At 57.6% G+C, this 22,774-nt stretch carries 20 protein-coding genes; 11 read left to right on the top strand and 9 right to left on the bottom strand.

Going from position 1 to position 22,774, the window contains the following annotated elements:
• Positions 1 to 113 precede the first annotated feature (113 nt).
• The 5 genes from HH1059_RS00445 (at position 114) to HH1059_RS00425 (ending at position 7,233) form a co-directional block, all read left to right on the top strand.
• Positions 114 to 1,361, top strand: a complete 1,248-nt coding sequence (locus HH1059_RS00445; protein ID WP_096407037.1) for a DUF6175 family protein — start codon at positions 114 to 116, stop codon at positions 1,359 to 1,361.
• Positions 1,336 to 2,625: a hypothetical protein gene (locus tag HH1059_RS00440; protein ID WP_162549260.1), complete on the top strand. Its 1,290-nt coding sequence runs from the start codon at positions 1,336 to 1,338 to the stop codon at positions 2,623 to 2,625. The genes HH1059_RS00445 and HH1059_RS00440 overlap by 26 nt, the downstream gene beginning before the upstream one ends.
• Positions 2,626 to 2,663: 38 nt before the next feature.
• Positions 2,664 to 4,622, top strand: coding sequence for a porin family protein (locus HH1059_RS00435; protein ID WP_096407032.1), 1,959 nt, complete (start codon positions 2,664 to 2,666; stop codon positions 4,620 to 4,622).
• A gap of 192 nt (positions 4,623 to 4,814) precedes the next feature.
• Positions 4,815 to 6,053 carry a DUF6175 family protein gene (locus tag HH1059_RS00430; RefSeq protein ID WP_096407029.1) on the top strand — a complete coding sequence of 413 codons (1,239 nt, stop codon included), beginning with the start codon at positions 4,815 to 4,817 and terminating at the stop codon, positions 6,051 to 6,053.
• Positions 6,028 to 7,233 (top strand): carboxypeptidase-like regulatory domain-containing protein, encoded by a 1,206-nt coding sequence (locus HH1059_RS00425; RefSeq protein WP_096407027.1) that lies wholly within the window; start codon positions 6,028 to 6,030, stop codon positions 7,231 to 7,233. The genes HH1059_RS00430 and HH1059_RS00425 overlap by 26 nt, the downstream gene beginning before the upstream one ends.
• Before the next feature lie 117 nt (positions 7,234 to 7,350).
• Here HH1059_RS00425 and HH1059_RS00420 read toward each other — a convergent pair whose 3' ends face one another.
• Complete coding sequence (locus HH1059_RS00420) at positions 7,351 to 7,560, bottom strand: cold-shock protein (RefSeq protein ID WP_096407024.1); 210 nt, start codon at positions 7,558 to 7,560, stop codon at positions 7,351 to 7,353.
• 229 nt (positions 7,561 to 7,789) lie between these two features.
• On the opposite strand from HH1059_RS00420, the gene HH1059_RS00415 reads away from it, so the two are divergent.
• The 3 genes from HH1059_RS00415 (at position 7,790) to HH1059_RS00405 (ending at position 9,652) form a co-directional block, all read left to right on the top strand.
• Positions 7,790 to 8,179 (top strand): phasin family protein, encoded by a 390-nt coding sequence (locus HH1059_RS00415; protein WP_096407021.1) that lies wholly within the window; start codon positions 7,790 to 7,792, stop codon positions 8,177 to 8,179.
• Between the two features lie 442 nt (positions 8,180 to 8,621).
• Complete coding sequence (locus HH1059_RS00410; RefSeq protein WP_096407019.1) at positions 8,622 to 8,969, top strand: metalloregulator ArsR/SmtB family transcription factor; 348 nt, start codon at positions 8,622 to 8,624, stop codon at positions 8,967 to 8,969.
• An 11-nt stretch (positions 8,970 to 8,980) separates the two neighbouring features.
• On the top strand, positions 8,981 to 9,652 hold the full coding sequence (locus HH1059_RS00405; protein ID WP_096407016.1) for an alpha/beta hydrolase: 672 nt from the start codon (positions 8,981 to 8,983) through the stop codon (positions 9,650 to 9,652).
• A gap of 163 nt (positions 9,653 to 9,815) precedes the next feature.
• Here HH1059_RS00405 and HH1059_RS00400 read toward each other — a convergent pair whose 3' ends face one another.
• From HH1059_RS00400 to HH1059_RS00365, 8 genes are read right to left on the bottom strand one after another with little or no spacing between them, the layout of a single operon-like run.
• Positions 9,816 to 10,208, bottom strand: coding sequence for a DUF3775 domain-containing protein (locus HH1059_RS00400; RefSeq protein WP_096407013.1), 393 nt, complete (start codon positions 10,206 to 10,208; stop codon positions 9,816 to 9,818).
• A 10-nt stretch (positions 10,209 to 10,218) separates the two neighbouring features.
• Positions 10,219 to 10,878 (bottom strand): 7-carboxy-7-deazaguanine synthase, encoded by a 660-nt coding sequence (gene queE / locus HH1059_RS00395; RefSeq protein WP_420809678.1) that lies wholly within the window; start codon positions 10,876 to 10,878, stop codon positions 10,219 to 10,221.
• A 51-nt stretch (positions 10,879 to 10,929) separates the two neighbouring features.
• On the bottom strand, positions 10,930 to 11,925 hold the full coding sequence (locus tag HH1059_RS00390) for a 6-pyruvoyl trahydropterin synthase family protein (protein ID WP_096407009.1): 996 nt from the start codon (positions 11,923 to 11,925) through the stop codon (positions 10,930 to 10,932).
• Between the two features lie 24 nt (positions 11,926 to 11,949).
• Positions 11,950 to 13,149 carry an alkaline phosphatase family protein gene (locus HH1059_RS00385; RefSeq protein ID WP_096407006.1) on the bottom strand — a complete coding sequence of 400 codons (1,200 nt, stop codon included), beginning with the start codon at positions 13,147 to 13,149 and terminating at the stop codon, positions 11,950 to 11,952.
• A 23-nt stretch (positions 13,150 to 13,172) separates the two neighbouring features.
• Positions 13,173 to 14,474 carry a GAF domain-containing sensor histidine kinase gene (locus tag HH1059_RS00380; protein ID WP_096407004.1) on the bottom strand — a complete coding sequence of 434 codons (1,302 nt, stop codon included), beginning with the start codon at positions 14,472 to 14,474 and terminating at the stop codon, positions 13,173 to 13,175.
• A gap of 6 nt (positions 14,475 to 14,480) precedes the next feature.
• On the bottom strand, positions 14,481 to 15,455 hold the full coding sequence (locus HH1059_RS00375; protein WP_162549259.1) for a glucokinase: 975 nt from the start codon (positions 15,453 to 15,455) through the stop codon (positions 14,481 to 14,483).
• Complete coding sequence (locus tag HH1059_RS00370; protein WP_096406998.1) at positions 15,452 to 16,825, bottom strand: alpha,alpha-trehalose-phosphate synthase (UDP-forming); 1,374 nt, start codon at positions 16,823 to 16,825, stop codon at positions 15,452 to 15,454. The genes HH1059_RS00375 and HH1059_RS00370 overlap by 4 nt, the downstream gene beginning before the upstream one ends.
• The gene (locus HH1059_RS00365; protein ID WP_096406996.1) at positions 16,822 to 18,609 is read right to left on the bottom strand and encodes a glycoside hydrolase family 15 protein; all 1,788 of its coding nucleotides are present in this window, start codon (positions 18,607 to 18,609) and stop codon (positions 16,822 to 16,824) included. The genes HH1059_RS00370 and HH1059_RS00365 overlap by 4 nt, the downstream gene beginning before the upstream one ends.
• 63 nt (positions 18,610 to 18,672) lie before the next feature.
• Here HH1059_RS00365 and HH1059_RS00360 point away from each other — a divergent pair, with 63 nt between their 5' ends.
• From HH1059_RS00360 to HH1059_RS00350, 3 genes are all read left to right on the top strand, one after another.
• Positions 18,673 to 19,521, top strand: coding sequence for an MBL fold metallo-hydrolase (locus tag HH1059_RS00360; protein WP_096406993.1), 849 nt, complete (start codon positions 18,673 to 18,675; stop codon positions 19,519 to 19,521).
• 138 nt (positions 19,522 to 19,659) lie between these two features.
• Complete coding sequence (locus HH1059_RS00355) at positions 19,660 to 21,282, top strand: methyl-accepting chemotaxis protein (protein ID WP_096406991.1); 1,623 nt, start codon at positions 19,660 to 19,662, stop codon at positions 21,280 to 21,282.
• 65 nt (positions 21,283 to 21,347) lie between these two features.
• Positions 21,348 to 22,769 carry an isochorismate synthase gene (locus tag HH1059_RS00350; protein ID WP_096406988.1) on the top strand — a complete coding sequence of 474 codons (1,422 nt, stop codon included), beginning with the start codon at positions 21,348 to 21,350 and terminating at the stop codon, positions 22,767 to 22,769.
• Positions 22,770 to 22,774 lie beyond the last annotated feature (5 nt).

The raw sequence follows: 22,774 nt of genomic DNA, 5'->3' as shown, positions 1-22,774 counted from the left end.
ATAAGCCTTCCAAACCCGCGCTATTTGTGCTAATTAGAAGTTACACTCTTTTGCTTTAGCTTTAGGGCCGCGGTGTAACAGATATCAGGCAGCAGCTGTATTTCACATGAGGCATGACTAACGTGTTAAATATCAAATCCCGCTTTCCTCTACGTAGCTCCTTGATTGCGCTTAGCGCAGCCGTAGTATTCGGTTGCGAAAGCACCCCCACAGAACCAGAGACTTACGTGCCCACCTCACGCCAAGGCCAGGAGGTAGAGGCCATATCAGCAGCTGAAGTCACCATCAGGGCGCGCGGTATTGGCCAGGACATGGCTACAGCACGTGACGATGCCCGCCGTGCAGCGATCTGGGTGGTACTGCATGGTGGTTCCCACCCCCTGCTCATAGATCGCGATGCCCGCCGTGCTTTCGAAGAGCATCAGGAAGATATATTTCGTAACGCCACCGACTTTATCACCGACTACAGTCGGCCTCTAAGCCGTCACCAAGATGGCGACCGCCAGATAGTAGAAAAGGAAGTGCGGGTTAATGAAGCTCGGCTGATGGAAGAGCTTGTCGCCCTCGGGGTCATAACCGATCCAATGGAGGTTTTGGTTGAGCTTGGCCGCCCGCGGATTGCGGTTATACCCCAGTCTGCTGATAAAGAAGATAAGGCGCGCCCAGCTATTACCATGATTTCCGAATACCTGCAGGAGCGTGGGTTTGATGTTGAAGTCCCGCGGGCGAGCGATGAAGTTGACGATATCATCCGCCAGGCTGCGGCACTGGAGGGCGCAGCCGACCCCATGTACGAGTTGGCCCTGCAAACCGGCAGTGATATCTACATCACAGTAGATGTCGAAGAGAGCTCGCGGCGCATTGGCGGTAGTGAGGTGCTGCGTGCAGGTGTCTCTGCCATTGCATACTACACCGCCACCGGCGACCAACTCGGGGCGACTACCGGTCACTCGCCGGAAAGGGACGTCTCTGGCTACAGATCAGTAGTCGAGGAAGCAGCTAACGCCGTCGGCAACCGGATAACCCGCCAAATTGCCCGCAGTTGGATCAACGAACTTGAGCGGGGTCGCCCATTCAAGGTGGTCGTCTCGGCTGAAGAGGGTCAAGCCTCCGCCATTGGCAGGGAGATCCATCGCCTCATGCGTGCAGTCTGCAATGAGTCAACCCGCAACGCCGCCGGCTCAAGCAGCTTTGACTACACCCTGCGCTGCACAGAGCAAAACGACGCCATGGATCTGCTGCTCGACTTGGAAGCCGGCTACGCCGGCCCAGGTGTTATCGAGCGGACCCTTGACAGCGGTTCACTGCTAATCATTACAGCCGGGGAAAGTGGCCATGGCAGCGACATTGTCATCGAGTAAGCGGCACCTGAGAGACGCCGAGATGTCGCAACACAATCCCCCAGCACAACCCCCACGGCTTTCGTTGTGGGGACCATGGCGCCAGGGACGGCGCTGTGCAACCTCAGGGGCTGTAGGTGTAGCGCCCTGCTCAGCCGGTAAGGCGTGGCTGAGCAGGCTTGGCGTAGCTGGCCGCGCCATGCTCGTCCACGTTGCAATTACACTGATTGTGGTGGCCTCCCTGGTCTTCTCAACTAGTGCTGTTGCTGCCACTCTCACGGCTACCGGCTACGGCAGTTCCGAACGCGAAGCGCGCTCACAAGCTCTGCAGGGGCTCAGTCAGAACATTGCTACGGAGATAGAAGGCGAGATCGAGGTCCGCACCACAATAGATGCCGACGGCGCTAGGGAGGAGATGGACGAGCGGATTGCTGCCCGCTCTGCAGGTTATTTTGAAGGAGTCGAGTATTCTGAGGCAGAGCAGGTCAATGGTGAAAAACGGGTGGAAGCCCGTTTATCGCAGGACGCACTGCTCCAAACCCTACGCCAGCTCCGCCGCTCAGCAGATCGCGAGCTCGACGCTATGAGTAACCACGAGATCGGCGAACTTATCGACCGCGCCGACTTTGGTATAGCACTCGCCGGATACGCCCGCGGCGGGCAACGCACTCAAGCCGAGGAAATCGCCGCCGAGTTGGAAGAAAAAAGGGCGGCGGCCATGCGCTTTCTCGATTTTGGCCACCTAACCTTCGATATTCAACCCGATCAGGCGCAAATACTACTTGAAGGCGAGCGTATCGATAACCGCCAGCGTCAGCTGCTGCCGCCGGGGGTCTACCGCTACCGCATCGAGGCTGATGGCTACCGCACGGAAACCGCCAGTATGCGCCTAAGCGCCCACAGCAACGAGACTATCAGTTTCGCTATGGTGCCTGATGTTGCTGCCAGCGTCCGCCTGGAAGGTACCGACTGCTGCCCGCGCGCCGCACGTCGGGCCTTAGGTGAATACGGGATCAGCGTAGATGATAACTCTGCGGTAACTTTACGCTTCACATTCAATCAAGAGCATCTTGCCGAGATAGGAGGACAGAGCTACTATCGACTCCAAGCGGAGGTAGAGGGGCTATATGAGGGTCAAGTCATGGCCTCTAATAGGGCTACGCTAAGGCGTGTCGCCGAAGGTCAGCTGGACTCACGCTCCACCGCGTTGGTAGAGGCACTTACTAGAGCCATCATCTCTGGGGAAGACGGCAAGGCTATGCTGAGTAAGGCCTCTGAAGAATAGACAAATACAACCGAGCTTCAATGAAATCTGGGGGATAAATGCAACCATGGCAAAGAATTGGCGCTATTGGCGCCGCATCGGTTTTGTTATTAGGCGCTCCACTGTACTCATCAGCCAATGAAGATGTGCCGATATCCGGCGATATCGAACACAGCGATCGTCAAGCTATATTCGGCATATCGACACTCGGTCTGGAGGAGACCGATTACCGTTTTCCTGTTACCTACTGTCCCCACGAGGGTGACTGTAGAGATGTAGGCACCTGGCGTGTCAGCGTCTCACAGAGCTTCGCCGACGGGGTGCTGATGGGCAATATGGGCATGATTATCCCGGCCCGGTACGATCAAATCATCCTTGAAGGGACCGATACCCGCATCGAGACCGCTACCGAGGTTCACGAGATTGAGGACTCCTGGGTACCGGAATTTAGCTTCTCCGCCGGGCAAGACTTCGATACATATATCGAGCAGCTGCAAAGCCACCTCAACGACAATATAGCAGAGCCCCTAGCCGAGATTATGGAGTCTGCACGGCAGAGTCGATTTGAGGAGATGTCACGCGATGAGCAAACCCGGTTTATCGAGGAGCGGGCTCAGGAACTCGATATCCCTGCCACTGTCCTTGAAGAGCTGCTCAATTCTGCATACACCTTCGGCTTCTATTTGCCAAAGATCGACAGCGGTCAATTTCGCATCAACCAAGTGCAGCGCACCCGCCCCGATGGTAGCACTTACTACGTCTATCGCACTCGCCTGACGGCCCCGCTGAAGACCAGCGTGGTTGTATTCGATTTCGACTATGAGGCGCAGGAGTTCAATGTCTATAACACCTTTTCTGCTGAGCCAGCAAATCTCATGGAGGCATTGGCACAACGGGTTTCCGGCACCGAATCGGTAACCACCCCAAGCCGCCCCCGTCAGGGTGATGCCCAAGATGTCTTTGATAAGGTCTTTGAGGCATCCTTCCGTGATTCGGTGATAGCCCTCACCACCAGCCTCACCGAGGATCGCAACTTCGCCGTCGCCGCGCCTACCCAGGCGGTTAGGGATGGTCGCATGGAGATCCCTGTGGGCAACCAGGAAAACCTCCGCCCCGGCGCGCCAATGATGGTCACCCGAGTTATTGATGGTGAGGAGGAGAATATCGGTTGGGGCAAGATCCGCACGGTTGGCGACACCTGCCTAGTCCTCGATGAGGCCGACCGAACCGCCAGCGTCGCGCAGATCATCTCCGATGGCGGCATCGACGACTTCGATCAGACCCGCGAACATCCTTGGACGGGCGTCTACGGCCGGTATAGTGCTGGGATGGATGGAACCGAGCTCGACATCGTCGATGAAACAGGCGGCAGCCAACCCAAGTATGTTGGCATAGGTTTTCAAGGCTCCTTGGCGTTCATATTCAACAGTGAAGCACTATACGGCATGTGGGCCAATGTCGACTTGGATATCGGGGTTGTCGAGGACTTTGATGAAGGGAGGGTTGAGCTTGACGGAGGCTTCGCTGTCCGCAACCGCTGGGGGCTGGAGTACCGCTACCACCTGCGCAGCCCCCTCTATCTCATGGCTGGCGCCGACCTCGGCATAGAGTACCAAAGTTATGAGAGTGATACCGGTGATGATTGGGACGTAACTAACATAAACCTCCAGCCGCGGGCAGGTATAGGGTATTACTTCGGTCCCAATTGGAAGCTGATGGCCCACGCAGGCTACAGCCAACCGATCTACACCGACGTCGATATTGACGGAACGACTTATTCTGTAGACATGGAAGGCGGCCCCCACGCCATGCTCTCCATCGCCCACCACATCGGCTTCGCCGGGCCTTTCGCTAGCATGACGCAGGACCCCTCGTTACGCTGTCAGGAACTGCGTGATGAACGGCAGCTTGAGGAGTTGGATGATGCCGAGGAAGGGACGGCACGGGCCTGCACCCCACAGCAACGTCCGGCAGGCGAGGCCTTCCGTACCGCTCTACAAAGGGGTATGCACAATTAAGCGCTGCGCTTAACCGAGCGTAACGTTTTAGTTTGTGCTGTTGGCTCACCGCCAACCTTGCGAAGCAAAGGAGCCCGTAGGTTACTTCAACCTGCGGGCTCCTTACCTTTAATTCGTATACTTGAACCAGTAGACTCGAGGCGGTAATTAGATAGCTTCCACATCCGCATAAACAGGGGGGATAGCAAGGTCATGAAATCCCAAAACCTTTTCCGAATAGCCGCAAGTAGTGCCGCAATGCTCGGGACAGTCGCCCTGATTGGCTGTGAGACCGCGCCCGAGGAACCTGATACTTACGTCCCGACCTCACGTCAGGGCGAGGAAATTGAGGCGGTATCCGCCGCCGAGGTGACTATCCGCGCCCGCGGTATCGGTCCAGACACCTCAGCTGCCCGCGACGATGCACGCCGTGCGGCAATCTACTACGCCCTCTATAGCGGCACCCATCCGCTGCTGCCCGATAGCGATGCGCGCAGCGCCTTTGAGGAGCACGAGGAAGAGATCTTCGCTAATGCTACAAACTATATCAGTGACTACAGCTCGCCGCTTAGCCGGCACCAGGACGGCGATGATCAGGTAGTCGAGAAGGAGGTTCGGGTCAATACCGCGCGTCTCCAGGAAGAGCTAGTGGATCGGGATGTGATAGACGATCCGATGGAGATCCTCGCCGAGCTGGGCCGCCCCCGCATCGCCGTTATCCCGGAGAGTGAAGAAGACGAAGACGACGCCCGACCGGCTATCACCATGATCTCAGAGTACCTGCAGGAGCGCGACTTCGATGTTGAGGTGCCACGTGCCGGCGACGAGGTAGATGAGATTGTTAGTCAGGCTGCTGCGCTTGAGGGGGATGTCGACCCAATGTATGAGCTTGCCCTGCAGGCCGGCAGCGATGTCTACATAACCGTCTCGGTTGATGAAGAGAGCCGTGATGTTGGTGGCAGCGAGGTGCTCAGCGCCAGTGTCTCGGCAACCGCATATTACACAGCCACCGGCGATCAACTTGGGGCCACCACCGGCCATTCCCCGGAGCGTGATGTCTCTGGTCATCGGGCGGTGATTGAAGAGGCGGCCAATGCGGTGGGGAACCGAGTTACCCGGCAGATCGCCAACAGCTGGGCGGATGAGGTCGAGCGCGGCCGGCCATTCAAGGTCGTCTTTTCGGCCGCGGAGGCCGACGCCGGCGATATCAGCCGTGAGATGCACCGGATCTTCAGTGATGTCTGCCCCGAATCAAACCGCAACGCCGCCGGTCAGACCAGCTTCGACTATACCCTACGTTGTACTGAGCAAAACGACGCCATGGATCTGCTTATCGACCTTGAGACCGCTTATGGCGGTCCCGGCACCATTGAGCGGAATCTCGACAGCGGAGCACTGCTTATCCTCAGCGTAGGAGATATCGACGATGCTGATGATATCGTTATCCAATAAGCGCCCCCGCGGCGGGGCTCACTCTCTGCAGAGGAGCCCCGCAGCCGACCCGGTGCCGAGCCATGATAGGCATCATGGTCGCAGGCCTGGGCAACGCTCGGCACGTACTGTTGCCGGCGGGGTTGCGGCCGTGATGGCCGCAGCCCCGGGGGTGGTGCTGGCCGTCGTACTCAGCGCTAGCGGTTACGGCGACAGCGAGAGTGATGCACGCGCCCAAGCCCTGCAGGCACTCAGCGAGAATGTCGCCGCCGACGTTGAGGGCGAGATCGAGGTCCGCACCACCATGGACCCCGATGAGACCGAGGAGGAGATGGATCAGCGCATCGCCTCGCGCGCCTCAGGATACTTCGAGGGGGTAGAGTATTCGGATCCGGTCGAGCGCAACGGCGAGGTGCGCGTTGAGGCTCAGCTCTCAGCAGAGGCTTTACAGCAGACCCTCAACCAGATCGTCCGCGAAGCCGACCGGGAGATCGCCGCGCTCAATGATCGCGAGATCGAGGAGCTGGTCGATCGGACCGAGTTCGGCATCGCCCTGGCAGCCCTGGCTGAGGGCCCGCAGGCGAGAGAGGCCGAGCAGATCGCCGAGGAGTTGGAACAGGCTCGGGCCGAGGCGACCCAGTTCCTCGATTTCGGCCAGCTGACATTCGATGTCAGCCCCGAAGATGCCGCAATCGAGCTCGAGGGCGAAGAGATCGACAACCGCCAGCGCCAACTCCTGCCTCCCGGCACCTACCGCTACGAGGTCAGTGCCGATGGCTATCGTAGCGAGGGCGAGAGCCTGCGCTTGAGTGCCCACAGCGAGGAGACTGTGGATTTGACCCTGGTCCCGGAGGTCGATCAGGCGCAGGTCCAGCTCACCGGTGCCGAGTGCTGCCCCGAGGTAGCTCAGCGAACCCTCAATGAAAAGGGAGTCGAGGTCAGTGATGCCGCCGCAGTTGAGCTGCGTTACGAGCTAGACGAAGATTTCTTAACCGAGGTAGCCGGCGAAGAGTACTACACCCTACGCGGTGAGGTCGAAGGGCGAGATGAGCAGGGCAACGTCATCGCCTCGAAGGAGGCGACCGTCGAACAGGTCTCGGCAGCCGAAGTGGAGCAAACCTCGCAGCAGGTGGTAGCAGCCCTATCCCGGGCGATCATCGCCGGCGAGGAGGGGCGCGAGCTGCTCAGTGCCGCTGAGTAAGGCGGCTCGACCGCTAGCCCCTCTAGCCGCGCCCATCGAGACCAGCACTCATGAAGTAAAAAAGGGCCTCCCCGTCTGGGGAGAGCCCTTTTCTGGTTTCGGCCGTGATGACCTACCTTAAACGGCAGCTACATCTTCAGCCTGCAGGCCCTTGGCACTGCGGGTGACACTGAATTCTACCGCCTGTCCCTCTTCCAGGGAGCGAAAGCCATCACCCCTGATGGCACGGAAGTGGACGAATACGTCTTCACCCCCATCACGGCTGATGAAGCCGTAGCCCTTAGCATTATCGAACCACTTTACCGTACCTTGTTGACGCTCTGACATCTTAGAACAACCTCTAATGTTTCACTTACTTGAATATGCGGGTCTGCTGCCTTATTAGGCCTATCACAGCCCGCAGTTATATAGTGACATAAAAAAGATTGCGGGGAACTAGGTTGCGACAATTTTTTTTATCAAATGATGTTGCATTGCAATATGGACGCTGCTATGATGCACCGCAACACGCTACGAAAAGCGCGCCACAATCAGATCCCAAAAGAGGAGCAACACCATGATGAACTACGATGACATGATCAAGCAGATGAACAGCCAGTGGGGCAACTACCTGGAACCGATGCGCCAAATCAACGGTAAGGCCCTGGAGCACTGGGAAAAGGTCACTGAGTATCAGATCGACATGGCCCGCCGCTACACCGACGCCGCGGTTGGTCACATGCGCGAGGCAGCAAGCCTACAATCACCGGAGCAGGTTCAGGACTACATGCGTAAGGGTAGCGAAGCGATCCGGGAAACTGCCGATGCCCTGGCCAAGGATACCCGTACGCTGACCGAGATGGGCCAAGCTATGGCTCAGGACATGCAAAAGGCGATGCGTGAGCACTCGGGAAACCTTTCTGCACCGTTCAACACCGCTGCAAAAGGCAAGCAAAAGGCTGCCTAAATTGCCGCCATAACCGTTTGCGGCTGTTCACGCTTACCTAGCGCGAGAGCACCGCAAACGGGGTTGGCTGAGTTGCCAAACAAGGCTCCTGGGATTCCCCGGGAGCTTTTTTATTATCAGAAAACCGAATCAATCGGCCAGTAAGCGCTAACTCTATACAGAACCGCCTATGCAGGACCGCTAAAAGCCTCCTCAGGCCACTTCCCAGGTCCATCTAGCTAACCCCGTGTGGAGGTCTTGGCGCCATGGATGGCGCCATGAAGCCTCTAGGTATGGATTCACGGCGTCCTCCACACCGGGGTGGCTAGATGGACCTGGGAAGTGGCCTGAGGAGGCTTTTTTGAGTTTCCATAGCTGCAGCCTAGCGTTGCGTTAACGGTCCCTCGGCCGAGCGGGCACCCGTGTACTTGATCACCAGCAGCTATGCCAATATCCTGATGACATGCAATTGACTCCCGAACAGCTATTTAGGTTACTCAGTGACCCCACCCGCCTGCGCTGTATCATGCTCCTGCAGAGCGAGGGCAGCTTGTGTGTCTGTGAGCTGACAGCCGCACTCGATATAGTCCAACCTAAGGTCTCCAGGCACTTGGCCACACTCCGTGCAGCAGGCCTGGTGGTCGACGAGCGGCGCGGCCAGTGGGTCCACTATCGGCTCCCGGATAATCTACCTGTTTGGGTTCAAGAGATTCTCAAAGCCACCGTCCACGGACATGACGATCGCACCGAACGCGAGCGACTCGCCGCGATGCCCGCGCGCCCGTTCACAATCGATCGCCAATCAGCGTAAGGCAATTACCAATGGCAACTACCCCTTCCTTAGAGTACATTGAAAAGACTACCAAACAGTCGGTTGATGCCAGTGTGATCTGGCTACACGGCCTTGGCGCCGATGGTAGCGACTTTGTACCTATAGTCGATGAGCTACCACTAGGCGGCTCGCCGGGGGTTCGATTTATCTTCCCGCATGCCCCGGTAAGACAGGTTACCGTTAACGGCGGCATGCCCATGCGCGCCTGGTATGACATCATCGGCTTAGGCGAAGGGGGTATCGAGGAGGATACGAGCGGCCTGGCAGAGGCATTATCACACATAGTAGAGCTGATCGGCGGGGAGAAAGAGCGCGGCATACCCGCAGAGCGCATCGTGCTTGCTGGATTTTCCCAAGGGGCAGCAACCGCCCTCTATGCTGGCCTGCAACTAGAACAAGCTCCGGCCGGAATAATTGCTCTTTCCGGCTGGCTGCCCGCCGCAACAGAAATAAAGCCACTTAGCGGCCTCGACGACCTACCCATATTCATGGCCCACGGCAATCAGGATCCCGTGGTGCCTCTCCGCCTTGGATTAGACAGCAGCCGCCGCTTGACAGATGCGGGATTCAGGGTCGACTGGCATGAGTACACCTTGGAGCACGGAGTTTGCATGGCCGAGATAGAGCAAGTCGGCAAATGGCTCAAGTCCCTGCTTGGATAAGCTTGGGATAAGCCTGGGATAAGCCCGACTGAAATCGGCCAGTCTTCATCTCTGCGTCCCAGCACCGGCAGGAGAGGGATGATAGCCAGGTTTGCCTCAAAGGCAGGGCGCATGCTGGCCAATATGGGTTAGAACTAGCCGATCTAGGCAGGCACCGAATCCATCAATCCTCACAGTCAAACCCGAAGGCACCGAGGCCATCTTCAAGGTAATCGGCAGCCAGTGGCGTCGACATGACGTAATCGGCGGTGCGCGGCGGCGGAGTCCAAGCCGATTTGGCCTCACTACGCGCTTCGACCCATTCGCTGGCGTCAAAATCGCCGCGTCCGACCCACATCAAAGCTACAACTTCGGCTTGCTGAGCAGGCTCAAGTGATTCAAAGGCCCCTCTGACCTCCTGTACCGTAACCTCATCCTCGTAGCTCGATAACATCCGGCTAGCCCAGTCGTCACCCATACCATCAGGGCCAGCATCTATCTCCACCGAATCTTTAGCCTGAAACTCGCGGCACTTGTTGATGATAAAGCAGACCGTATCGACATTAACTTCAAACATTCTTCAATCCTTATTCTATCCCTATCCACTTATGTAGCTGCAGGCTAAGCGACCACTGCGGGTGACGCAAACAGTATTCGAGCGCCGCGGCGATATGCGTGCCTCCCTCACCACCTTCATCGAGAGGCTGCAAATAGAAATGGCGAAAAGCAAGCCCCGCATAGGCTTGTGGATGAAGGCCGGGAACCGGATAAACCAGTTTTAGCTCATCGCCGCGGTCTATCATAAGCTCAGTGCCTGGTTTAGGGCTAACACAGACCCAGTCCAAACCTTGAGGTAGCGAGCGGGTGCCATTGGTCTCAACGGCGACCTGGAAGCCACGCCGATGGCAAGCTGTGATCAGCTCAGCATCAAGTTGTAGGGCGGGTTCACCGCCGGTAAAGATCACATAAGGCGGTACATTAGCATCCGGCCAGAGTGAAACAATCCTGGCGACGAGCTGTTGTGGATCAGCAAACCTACCTCCGCGCCCATCTTTTGTGCTTACAAAGTCGGTATCGCAGAACCGGCATAAGGCAGCGGCGCGATCTTGCTCGCGTCCACTCCACAGATTACAGCCAGCAAAACGGACGAACACAGCCGGGCGACCGCTCCAGGCACCCTCACCCTGGAGACTATAGAAGATGCTGTGGGTCAGGTACGGCATTGGGGTCCCGGCGTGTGTTGCCAACAGTAGCTCTTATTATAGGCCAGGCCACTACGCGAGTGGCTTAACACAACTCTAACCGGGATCCCGTTCGGCTATAACACCGCGTTGTTCATCCTCGCTGACATCGACCCTATACAGCTCGGGCAGCTGGGCATTTGCCTGATTGAGGATCCACTTGGCCACGCTGAGCAGATCCCCGCCAGCTAAGCCATGGAGCTGATCCAGGCGGTGATGATCAAGGCTATCGCGCAGCGGGGCGAAAGCCGCCTTTACATCGGCGTAGTCGAGCGTCCAGCCCAGATCGGGGTCGAGCGGTGCGCTCAGGTAGAGGCGCAGCCTGTAACCATGGCCAGTTATGCTTCGGGCTGCGGCATGGGCAGTTGCTGCCTCGAAACGCTGCGCCTTCCAAATGGTGTGGTGAAAGCCGTCGAAAAAGCACCCTGAATGCTCGGTCTCCTGGACATGAACCCGCCTCAAGCCGGACGAATACATGCGCAGTCGCATCCATATCCACTCAGCGAGGCGCTCACTAGTCGGGTTGACAAGTACGTCGTTGAGACAGGAGCGGTGCAACTGAGCAGCGACCGGTTGCCAAAGCTGCCCGAGCGCCTCGGCATCCTCACCATTCGCCGCCTCGAGGATGACCCGATAACCGTGGCCATGCATGCGGTGGCAAGGGTGACTAGGTGGCACGTTAGGCAGCTGGTGGGCGGCCTCAAAGCGAAAACTGCGCCAGCACCAGCGCTGCCCGTCGCACAAATCGATCACTGCACCACGATCGGGGGCACTGCGCAGGGCCAGACGATTAAGCGGTAGACCTACAGCACGCAGGCGCTGTTCAAGCTCACTCAGCAAAGCTGGATCAGCTACATCCGGCACCTGCTCATTAAGCAGGCTATAGTCGAACGGCTCCACTACCCGGGCGGCCTCGCTGAGCAACCACTCATGATCGCTTATCGCTGTCGCATTACTGCGCAGACGCAGACAAAAAGAGTGGCCATGCCAGCCGCGATGATCGCGCCGCGCCGCCTCAAAAGGCAATGAGATCGTATAGTAGCCCTGTTCCATCGGGCCATTTTAGCAGATGCCAGTTTAGAGGACAGGACTGATCAGCGGCACTTGCCGTTCGGCGTAACTGCCACCACCGTGCACACCGATCTGGTTAAACTGCTCCTCACCCGGCAGTCGATCCTTGATAACCCACCCGGAGGCCGGCAATAGCACTCGGTCACCGATACGCCGGCGCAATTGCGGGTGCTCAGGACCCGGCCCGAACCAGCCCGAGGCGAGCATATCGGCGCTTGGTAATGCAGCGCAGACGTCGCCAAGATGTTCACTGACATAGGCGTCGAAATCTGCCTCTGTCCCTGGTCGCAGATAGGCGTAGGCAGCGCGCGGTTCACCGCACAAGGGCAGGGCGAGCATCGCGGCTAGATCCGGATGATCCTCGAGTTTAATAACAGCATCATCGCCAGTATCGACCAGGCCGTGATCGGCGGTGACCAATAGCAGGCTGTCAGTCCCCGCGAGTATGCCCAGCAGACGCCGGTAGGCAGCCTCAATGTGCTCAAACTCGGCTTGGGCCTGGGGGCTGTTCACCCCGTGGCGGTGCCGCAGACTGTCTAGGTCTGGCCAGTAGGCGTAGACAAAGCGACGGCGTGAGCGCGACCTGGAGCGCGCTATAGTGCCAATGCGCTTAACCAAACCGGACAGGGAGTTAATGCCGTGACAACGGGTCAACTTGCCCCGTGTAGCCTTACTGTAGGGGGTATTGATCAGCCACTTCGGCTGGATAAGATGGGCGTCGGCACGCATCCTATCAAAGAGTGACTCGCGCTTGAGCAATTCAACTGATTCGGGCAGCAAACGCGCCCACTGCCCCTTACCCACCCGCGGCCCGAAGGGCAGCCAGGCGGTTACCGCACCGAGTTCATGGAGATAGACAAACCAGCCGGTAACCGCATGCTCGCGTGGTGCCATACCGGTCATAAAGGTAGTTATCGCCGCCGCAGTGGTAGCCGGAAAGACCGAGTCTAGGGCAGTTAAACGATCGCGCGCCAGCGCGCCAGCTACCGGATTGCGCAGATCACTATCACCCAATCCATCTACGACCCACAGCACCACTGTGCGGGCCTGGCACAACCGGGTTGCCAGCTCGCCGGCGCCGGCAAAGACCAATGGATTGTAGTGGCGCGAAGGTACATCAAAGGCCTGGCCAAGGCTGGCCATCAGATTAACTAGCCCGCCGCCGGCGTAACAGGGTTTGCTATGCTCAAATGCGGATAAGTGCAAAAACTTGAACTTTCTCGGTTAACTTAAGCCTGCGGCAGATCAACCCAGAAGACCGAGCCGACCCCCTCCTCGCTTGAGAAGCTGATCTGCCCACCCATCTGTTCTACCAGCCGCTGCGCCGCTGCCAAACCGACGCCGGTCCCCTCTATGCCGGTTGATTCCCGGCCCAAGCGGTTGAACGGGTGAAACAGCTCACGCTGTCTTGCCACTGGGATGCCGATACCAGAATCACTCACCACTACCCGTACCCAGACTGAAGCCACAGAGCGCACTTCTATGGTCACCCAACCGCCGGGCCTGTTGTACTTGATGGCATTGGTCAGCAAGTTCTGCACCAATTGCAGCACCCGCGAACGGTCAGCACAGACCGTCTGCGCGGCATCGCCTGCCTTATTCAGCACCGTTACGTCGTACTCTTGCGCCATCGCCTCAAGCATGTGCACAGATTCGCTCAGCAATGGGGCAATCTCAAAGCACTGTTCGTGCAAATCGACGCGACTCGACTCGATCCGCGCCAACTCCAACAGCTCATCGATTAGATTCAGAAGATTGCGCCCCCCTTTGAGGATCTGCTCGACATAACGAGCCTGGGAAGCTGTGAGGTGCCCCTCGGTGTCCTGCTCGAGAACCTGAGCAAAGCCGAGCACGGCGTTTAGCGGAGTACGTAGCTCATGACTGATACCGGCCAAGAACTCAGATTTGGCACGATTGGCCTGTTCCGCCTCCTCCTTGGCTTGACTTAGCTCGGCTTGCAGACGGGAGAGTTCCAGGGTTTTGTGATGGGCACTTGACTGCTCTGCATGCAGACGCCTGTTGGCAGCGCGTAGTTCTAACTCATCAACAACTACCGCGGCGAGTTGCTGGAGAACGTCCAAAGTCCCGTTGCCCAACCGGCGCGGGGCCCGGTCGGCTATACAGAGCGTACCAAGAGAGTAACCTTCTGGGATTAACAGGGGCGCAGCGGCATAGAAACGCAGGTATGGCTCCGCAGTCACAACAGGCGCGTCCTTGAATCTGCTATCGACACTAGCATCATGCACTATCAATGGCTGACCGGCACCAACTACATGGGTACACAAGGACGACTCGCGGTTGGCCTCGGTAAAGTCGGCGCCATATATCGACTTAACACACAGCCTGTCCCGGTCAACCAAGGAGATAAAAGAGATCGGCACCCCCAATAACCAAGCGCAGAGCCGCGTGATACGATCAAACTCTTCTTCCGGGCCGGTATCAAGCACCTGATATTCGTACAAGGCACACAGACGCTGCTCTTCATCTGAGGGGATTGGTGCTCCCGCCGGGAGTTGGCTATCTTGGCTCATCTCTGCTCATCTCCCCCCCTGACTCGCACAAACAAGATCGTCCAACCAGGCTCTGAGCCCGAGCAGGGCGGCAAAATCAGGGTCTTTAATCAAGTAGACAGGGATCGGGCTCAAATAGTCAGCAAAGCGGCCTTTAGCAACGAGCCGCTCTTGTAGCCTGGAGTTGATTACGCGTTCTGGCCCCAGTTTGGCGAGGATCCCACCAGCCAAATAGATACCACCCCGCGCACCTAAGGTGAGGGCGAGATTGCCGGCGGTAGTTCCGAGGAATCGAAAGAATAAGTCCAGTGTCCGTAAGGCGGAAGACTGCTGCGCATCGGCTGCTTTACTGATTTGCGGTGCCGCTAATCGCTCGCCATGGAGTGCTTCATGCAGCCGTTCCAGCCCGCTGCCAGATAACAGCGACTCTGCCGAGACGTGACCCAGATCGGCGCGCAAGTAAGAGAGAACTTGTGCCTCTTCATCATCGGCTGCAGCTAAGGTTACATGACCGCCCTCTCCGCTAATAACCGCCCAACCGGATGAGCTCGGCATCGCCCCGGCAACGCCGAGCCCGGTTCCCGGGCCCAATACCGCTAGCGGTTCGCTAATCGTGGGAAAACTCTCGGCAGCACCGTTTATAGGCGCTAGATCATCGCTTGTTAGTTCAGGGAGCGAGCGCGCTAGGGCTTGATAATCGTTGATCACTACCGCATCTTGCGATGCCGTCGCTAAGGCTAGATCATCGGCATCTATAACCCAGTCGATATTGGTCATCTGCGCCCTACCAGCCGTAACGGGACCGGCAACGGCGGCGCCGACGATCAAATCCTGGCCGGGATGTTCACGTGCGTGCCGCGCAGCACGCGTTACGAAAAGCTCAGCGGCGTCGGTAAACTCGCTGTTGTTGAATCGCTCGGTCGCCACCGGCCTACCACCTGGCTCTGACTCAGCCAGGCGTGTATGGGTACCGCCGATGTCAGCCAACAGATAGCGAGTCAAAGCACCTCCGTAGCTCGGGTCCGATAAGCGTTTTGCAGCGCATCGACAAAGCTCAGCCGCCAGCGTTGAATATCGTTATGGCGCAACGCCTCAATCATCTGCTCCCAGCGCTCACGGCGTTCACTCAGCGGCATGGTTAGGGCGTTATGCAACCCTGTTACCACATCATCGACATTATAGGGATTAACTTTAATCGCCCCATCAAGTTCCTCAGCCGCCCCGGCATGCATCGATAAGACCAGGGCTCCCGGATTATCAGGAGTCTGGGCGGCGACGAACTCCTTAGCGACGAGGTTCATGCCGTCGCGCATCGGCGTTACCAGGCCGACATGGGCACGGGCCAAAAAGCCGAGGACGTTGGCGCGATGGAAACCGCGGTTGATATAACGCAGCGGCACCCAATCGTACTCGGCGAAGCGGCCATTGATATGGCCGGCCATGTACTCAAGGTACTGACGAATCTCCTCATACTCTGGCACGTCACCCCGTGAAACCGGAGCGATCTGCAGATATACGACGTCTGAGCGGTGTTCAGGGTGGCTCTCCAGCAGCAACTCATAGGACTCAAAACGGTTGCGCAGCCCTTTCGAGTAATCGAGCCGATCGACGCCGATAACTAGCCGCCGATCGCGCAGGCTCTGCTCCAGTCGTCGTCCCTGCTGGGAGTTGAAGCCGCGGCGGGCAGCATTGGCAACCTGATCGACATCTATCCCGATCGGAAAGACCTCAGCTTGGGGCAGCGCTGCAGGCTGCGGATCAAGATGACGCAGACACTCGAGGAAATTGTCCCGATCAATGGCTGTCTGAAAGCCGACCAGATCATAACGGCACATAGCGCGCAGGAAGGTCTCGTAATCCTGCAAGGCGCGGAGTATATCCCAGGGCGGAAAGGGGGTATGCAGAAAGAAGCCGATCGGCGCGGTTACGCCCTGTTCGCGCAGCAACTCACCGAGCGGAATGAAATGGTAGTCATGGACCCAAATCAGCTCATCTCCTTCGAGCAGGGCTGGTAGGCGCTCAGCAAAGAGCCTATTTACGCGCCAGTAGCCTTCCAGGCGGGCATTGTTGCAGTGCACGAATGACATGCGGTAATGGAACAGTGGCCAGAGCACCTGATTGGCAAAGCCCAGGTAGTAAAGATTGTACTCTTCTCGGCTCAAGCGCAAAGTAGCATAGCGCACCCCATTGTGTTCCTGAACCTGAGGCTCCCGCGGCCCGCTAACTTTCTCGTCGATTCCGCCATCCCACCCAAACCAGACACCGCCGGAATCCTCCAGGGCTGCCCGCAGCCCAACAGCCAAGCCCCCCTGAGCTGCCTGGAGCTGACTTGGTAAGGCTACGCGGTTAGAGACAGTTACTAGTTTGCTCACAACCCCTCCTCCCAGCTTTTACTCAACCGCATTGCCGAATTGATTAGTCCCACCATGCTGTAGGTCTGAGGGAAGTTACCCCAAAGCTCACCAGTTAGTGGATCAATATCCTCCGAGAGCAGGCCAACATGATTGCGACTTTCGAGCAACCGTTCAAACATCCGCCGCGCCTCGTCTTCGCGGCCGACCGCGGCTAGGGCATCAACATACCAGAAGGCGCAGGTCATAAAGGCGGTATGCGGGCGACCGAAGTCATCTTCATGGACGTAGCGATAGAGAAAATCACCGGTGCGCAACTCCTCCTCCACCGCCTTGACTGTAGAGGCCAGACGTGGATCGCCAGCCTCCAGGAAGCCCCATTCATAAAGGAGCATGAGGCTTGCATCAACATCGTCGCCGCCGAAGCTCGCCACATAGCTTTGGCGCTGTTCGTTCCAGGCTTGTTCTTTGATCGCCTCGGCGATCTCTTCGGCCCTTGACCGCCAGTACTGCGCACGCTCACCGAAACCGAGCTTGTCGGCTATCGCCCCCAGCACCCGAGCCGCTGCCCAGCAAATCGCCGTAGAAAAGGTATGCACCTTTTCAAAGCCGCGAAACTCCCAAGGCCCTGCATCCGGATCTAAATAGACCGCAACTGCCTGCTCACCGAGCTCTTCCAGGCGGCGAAAAACCGACTCATCGCCGCGCCGGCGTAGCCTCTCGTCGAAAAACAGATGTGCGGTCGCCAAGATAGCTGAACCGTAGACATCGTTCTGGCGCTGCTCATAGGCCTGGTTACCGACCCGGACCGGGCCCATATTGCGATACCCGGGCAGTGAATCGGCGATTGTCTCATGGAGATCGGCCCGTCCGTTGATGCGATAGACTGGACGCAGTCCGTTCTCGCTATTGGTAGCGACCAGATTGATGATGTAGCGCACATAGTTCTCCATCGTCTTGGTCGCCCCAAGCCGATTGAGCGCATTGATCACAAAGTAGGCATCGCGCAGCCAACAGTAGCGATAGTCCCAGTTGCGGCCACTTTCCGGAGCTTCGGGGATAGAAGTTGTGGCGGCGGCGATGACCGCCCCAGTATCCTCGAAGGTATTGAGCTTAAGGGTGATCGCGGCCCGGATAACCGCCTCTTGCCACTCAAACGGAATGGCCAGGCTGCGCACCCATTCCTGCCAATAGGTACAGGTGTGCTCGTAGAATTGGGCGCCGGTCTCACCTGGCGAGTGGGGGAGGGTCTCATCGGGCCCGAGCACTAGGGTTAGCTCATCCTCGAGTATGAATGAGGTTTCATCGGCAATCGCCGTAATCGAGGCGTCGGTAGTCAAGCGCAGAACACCGTCCGGGCCGACAAAACGGACGTGGTTGCTGCCTTGGGTTATAGATGGCCGGGTCTTGCCGTAATCAAACACCGGCCGTACCACTATCTTGATCAACGGCGAACCGGCGAGGCGACGCACCCGGCGGATCAGCATCATAGGCCGGAAGGTGCGGCCGAACTGCTCAAAACGGGGTGCAAAATCGGTGACCTCCACCGCACCGCCATCGGCATCGTATAGGCGCGTTACTGTAATGGCTGTATTGCGGACATACTCCTGTTCGCTACGCGCCAACCGCTCGAGCTCTATCGCAAAGCGACCGTAACCGCTACCGGCCTGCGGCGAACCGAGCAACGAGCAAAAGACAGGATCACCGTCAAAGCGCGGCAAGCAAGCCCAAGTAACTTCCGCCTGACGGCTGATTAGCGCAGCGTAACCACAGTTGCCAATTAGAGCCTGGTCGAGTGTACTCACTTGCCCTCCTAAAGCGCCTTGCGGATAATCGCTAATAGGCTAATTTATTGGGGTTAACTGAGCATGCGCCATCGCCCACTTAAAAATCAACCACTAAGCCTGCAGACAGACGGTCGACTTAGCCTGTTTCCGGTGGGCTGCGGCGCAGCATTCAGCCAAACCTTGGGTAATAATAATTGGTTGGTGCTCAAGGGTGAAACCAGTCTGCTCATCGACTGCGGGCCAAAAACCCCGCCTCGACTTCGGGACTGCATGGTTGACCCAACTGATATTGGGTACTTTCTAGTCACCCACAGCCACGCCGATCACATCGGCGGGCTTGAGGAGGTGATGTTACGCTCGCGCTATATAGCCCACAAAAAGCCCGCACTGATCCTCGAAGATGACTACCGCGATACGCTATGGCATGAGAGCCTGCGCGGTGGGTGCGCCTACAACGAAGTAGTCGATAACCGTTTTTTGGAGCTCGAGGACTTCTGGCAGATAGAGCGACCGTGCAAACGCGCAGACCTGCCACGGAATGCTGGCGAGCTGGATTTGGGTACGTTGAATATCAAACTCATCCGCACCAACCACCTACCAGAGCAGGCCCGAACCTGGCAAGAGGCAGCATACAGTGTCGGCATCCTGATCGATGAGCGGATCTTCTTCAGCGGTGACACCAAGTTTGATCCTGAGCTGCTTGCTGAGCTCGATCAAAGGTTTGATCTGGAGGCGATTTTCCACGACGCACAGGGTTTCACTGGGGGGCTCCACGCCTCGGTCGAAGAGCTAAGCTCACTGGATAAAGGACTGCGCTCGCGAGTCTGGCTGATGCACTATGGCGACGACTGGTATAAGCACACAGCCATGATTGAGTGGGCCGGGTTTGCCGGGTTTGCTGCGGAATATACTTATCTTGATTTCGATTAAAGAGCTGCGGTGACTTCGTCTTCACTAAAACGTATAATCATGCGATGTCAATGCAGTATCGCCTGAAAAACGGTAATGGCTGCTTTGAGCATCGCCACGATCTTTTGTGAGGGCCCAGCACCTCCCTAGGAGAGCCCCATGCGCGTCAACGAGCCGGTAACGCAACGCCAAGTAACTGTCTGGAAGGGGGCCAACATCCTTTCCACGACCGACCCTAAAGGCAAGATACGCTATATCAACGAGGATTTCGTAAAGATCAGCGGCTACCAGCCGGAGGAATTGGTTGGCCAGCCGCATAACGTAATCCGCCATCCCGACATGCCCCGGGCGGTGTTTCGTGAGATGTGGCGGCGGCTTAGCTCCGGCCAATCGTGGATGGGATTAGTCAAAAACCGGTGCAAAAATGGCGATCATTACTGGGTCCATGCCTACGCGACACCGATCCTCAATGAGCGCGGTGAAATCACCGAGATCCAGTCGGTTCGTCAGCGTGTGGCCGATCAGAAGATAATTGAGCGGGCCGAAAAAATCTACCAAAAGATCCGTAGTGCCGAACCTGATCAGGGCGAAATCCCCGAAGGGCTGACTCGCGGCAGCCAGCGCATCAGTTCGACGAGGTTGCTCTTTGGCGGACAGGTGGCCGGGGCCCTTGCCGTGTTAGGGGCGGTAATATTGCCTGTATCCAGCGCCGTGCAGCTCTCATTGGCAACCCTGGCCATACTTGTATATGCTGGCAGCGTAGCGCCGGCGCTCAGCCAGATGCTCCGCGCCCATAGACAAGCCAAACAGATGCTTGACGACCCCCTCGGTGAAGAGGTCTTTCTCGCAAGTAACAACGAGGGTAGCTCGCTTGGATTAGTACAGCTCTATTTGAGCACGGAGATTGAGGCCGTTGCCAAACGCCTTGGCGACGATTCACAGGGCCTCAAGCGTCATATGCAAGGCGTCGCCGAAGCTATGCAGACAGTGCGTGAGGAAGCGCAAAATCAAAGTGACGAGACCCGCAGCGTAGCCACCGCTATGGAGCAGATGAGCTCTACCGTAGACGAAGTAGCGCGCAACGCCGCTGCAGCTGCGGATACTACTCAGCGGGCGCGTGAGGAGACCGACCGCGGCAAAAGGACTGTCGAGCAAAGCACAGAGGCGGTCCGCGCCTTGGTCCGCGACATAGAGAATGCCTCGGAGATCATTAACCGCGTTGACAGCGAGGCAGAACGAATAAGCAAGGCCTCTTCGCTTATCAACAAGATAACCAAGCAGACTCACCTGCTCGCACTCAACGCCTCGGTTGAATCGGCTCGGGCAGGAGAGGCTGGGCGGAGTTTTACCGTCGTCGCCGAAGAGGTACGCAAGTTAGCCGGCCAAACCTCTCAGTCAACTCAGGAGATTGAAGGTATAATTGAGTCCCTACAGCAGGGTTCGGCGCAGGCAGTTAAGGCAATGCACGAGAGTACTCAGCGTGCAGAGCAAACCTTGGAATACGCTAGAGAGTCAAATTCTGCTCTGGAGCAAATCCACTCCGCTGTGGAGGAGATCCGCGACATGACCGGGCAAATCGCTACCGCGACCGAACAGCAGAGTGCTACAGCTAACGAGATTTCGCGCAGTGTATCTAATATCGAACACGTGTCGGCCCAGGTCACCCAAGAGTCGCACAATACCGATCAGCGCCTCCAAGAGGCCAGCGATCGTATCTCGCGCATGACCGCGTTGACGGACAGGTTCGCCCAAAGGCGTCGCTCTGTGGCAAAGGGAGGATGAATCCACTGAGCGAGGCACTTGGGATTAACGCGCACTGTGCTCTTAGAACATAGTTTTGTGGTGTAATGTCTCATATCCCTCAATGCGCCAACACGATTGTAGCTTCCGCGCACAGCCGAGGTGCTGCAGATAGCATCTCGACCGAGGCGGCTTGGTCACATGCCTTGTCGCGCCTAATTGACCAGGTGCGCGCTTGGCAGTTGCGCCCTGGCACCCTCCACCGCTGCTGTCAAATCATCCCTGAGTTGGATGTGCTCACGTGGCTTCACTACAACCACTGGCAACCGCGTAGTTACTGGAGTGACCGCGAGCAGCGCTTGGAGATCGGCGGCATCGGCAGCGCTATTCAATTCCAAGCCCACAGCGCGGACGACTTTGCGAGCCTATTGAGCCGCGCCCACGAGCTTGCTGCCCAGGCCAGCTCTAGCCTGATTTGTGCCTTCGCCTTTGACGAGGCCCCGGGACGCGCCCACTGGCAAGGCTTCCCTGCAGCACTAGCCTTATTGCCAGCCGTAGAGATCCGTCGCGAAAAAGGCACGCTGCGGCTGGCAGCTAATCTTTTCGCCATGACTGAGGATGAACTAGCGCTGCAGAGACGCGAGCTCATCTCCTTGCTGAACAAGCTTATTCCGGTATCTAGCGAGGATTACCTCGATTCCGGGGTGGAGGTTGTACAACGCCTTGATGAGCTAGATTATGGGTCCTGTAAGGCGCATATCAGCGATATACTCAGTGAAATATCTCAAGGCGATATCCATAAGGCGGTTCTGGCCCGACAGGTAGAACTGCGTTTAGCGGGCAAATTATCGCCTTTCGCCACTCTGAGACGCTGGCAACAGATTAGCCCCGGCAGTTTTTCGTTTGCCATAGAACATGCCGATCGCGTCTTTATGGGCTGCTCCCCAGAGCGACTCTTTCGCCGTGACGGGCGCGATGTCCTTACCGAGTCTCTGGCTGGCACAGTGCGCCGCGGCGAAACCCCTGATGAAGACCTGAAGCTGGAAGAATCACTGCGCAACGACTCGAAATTGGTCCGCGAACATGATTGGGTTACTCGTTACATAGAAGGCGAATTAGCCCCCTGGGTAGTCAGCACTAGCGCTCCGCAAAAGGCCGGGGTGCTAAAGCTCGACCGCATCCAGCATCGGCATTTGCCAATCCGTGCCAAACTAAAAGAGCATGTCGGTGATCTAGAGTTGCTCCGCGCCCTCCATCCTACCCCGGCGGTATGTGGTTTCCCACGGCATGCAGCGCATGACTTAATAACCCGGCACGAGAGTGTCCAGCGCGGCTGGTACAGCGGAGTGATCGGGGTAGTGTCCCCACACTCATCGGAGCTAGCCGTTGCCATCCGCTCTGCCCTCGTTGCTGAAGACAGGGCCTGGTGTTACTCCGGAGTAGGCATTGTCGAGGGTTCCGACCCAGAGGCCGAGTGGCAAGAGCTTGAGGCGAAGATCGAGTCTTTCCTCGCCGCGGTGGAGGGCTGACCTGA

This window comes from Halorhodospira halochloris, assembly GCF_002356555.2.
GTDB lineage: Bacteria > Pseudomonadota > Gammaproteobacteria > Nitrococcales > Halorhodospiraceae > Halorhodospira > Halorhodospira halochloris.
The sequence above is the reverse complement of the archived record's forward strand: the minus strand, read 5'-3'. Positions and strand labels throughout refer to the sequence as shown.

Bases quoted from the DNA above. Each gene is read 5' to 3' on its own strand.
- HH1059_RS00445 (WP_096407037.1), top strand. From the start codon at position 114: ATGACTAACGTGTTAAATATCAAATCCCGCTTTCCTCTACGTAGCTCC.
- HH1059_RS00440 (WP_162549260.1), top strand. From the start codon at position 1,336: ATGGCAGCGACATTGTCATCGAGTAAGCGGCACCTGAGAGACGCCGAG.
- HH1059_RS00435 (WP_096407032.1), top strand. From the start codon at position 2,664: ATGCAACCATGGCAAAGAATTGGCGCTATTGGCGCCGCATCGGTTTTG.
- HH1059_RS00430 (WP_096407029.1), top strand. From the start codon at position 4,815: ATGAAATCCCAAAACCTTTTCCGAATAGCCGCAAGTAGTGCCGCAATG.
- HH1059_RS00425 (WP_096407027.1), top strand. From the start codon at position 6,028: ATGCTGATGATATCGTTATCCAATAAGCGCCCCCGCGGCGGGGCTCAC.
- HH1059_RS00420 (WP_096407024.1), bottom strand. From the start codon at position 7,560: ATGTCAGAGCGTCAACAAGGTACGGTAAAGTGGTTCGATAATGCTAAG.
- HH1059_RS00415 (WP_096407021.1), top strand. From the start codon at position 7,790: ATGATGAACTACGATGACATGATCAAGCAGATGAACAGCCAGTGGGGC.
- HH1059_RS00410 (WP_096407019.1), top strand. From the start codon at position 8,622: ATGCAATTGACTCCCGAACAGCTATTTAGGTTACTCAGTGACCCCACC.
- HH1059_RS00405 (WP_096407016.1), top strand. From the start codon at position 8,981: ATGGCAACTACCCCTTCCTTAGAGTACATTGAAAAGACTACCAAACAG.
- HH1059_RS00400 (WP_096407013.1), bottom strand. From the start codon at position 10,208: ATGTTTGAAGTTAATGTCGATACGGTCTGCTTTATCATCAACAAGTGC.
- HH1059_RS00390 (WP_096407009.1), bottom strand. From the start codon at position 11,925: ATGGAACAGGGCTACTATACGATCTCATTGCCTTTTGAGGCGGCGCGG.
- HH1059_RS00380 (WP_096407004.1), bottom strand. From the start codon at position 14,474: ATGAGCCAAGATAGCCAACTCCCGGCGGGAGCACCAATCCCCTCAGAT.
- HH1059_RS00360 (WP_096406993.1), top strand. From the start codon at position 18,673: ATGCGCCATCGCCCACTTAAAAATCAACCACTAAGCCTGCAGACAGAC.
- HH1059_RS00355 (WP_096406991.1), top strand. From the start codon at position 19,660: ATGCGCGTCAACGAGCCGGTAACGCAACGCCAAGTAACTGTCTGGAAG.
- HH1059_RS00350 (WP_096406988.1), top strand. From the start codon at position 21,348: ATGTCTCATATCCCTCAATGCGCCAACACGATTGTAGCTTCCGCGCAC.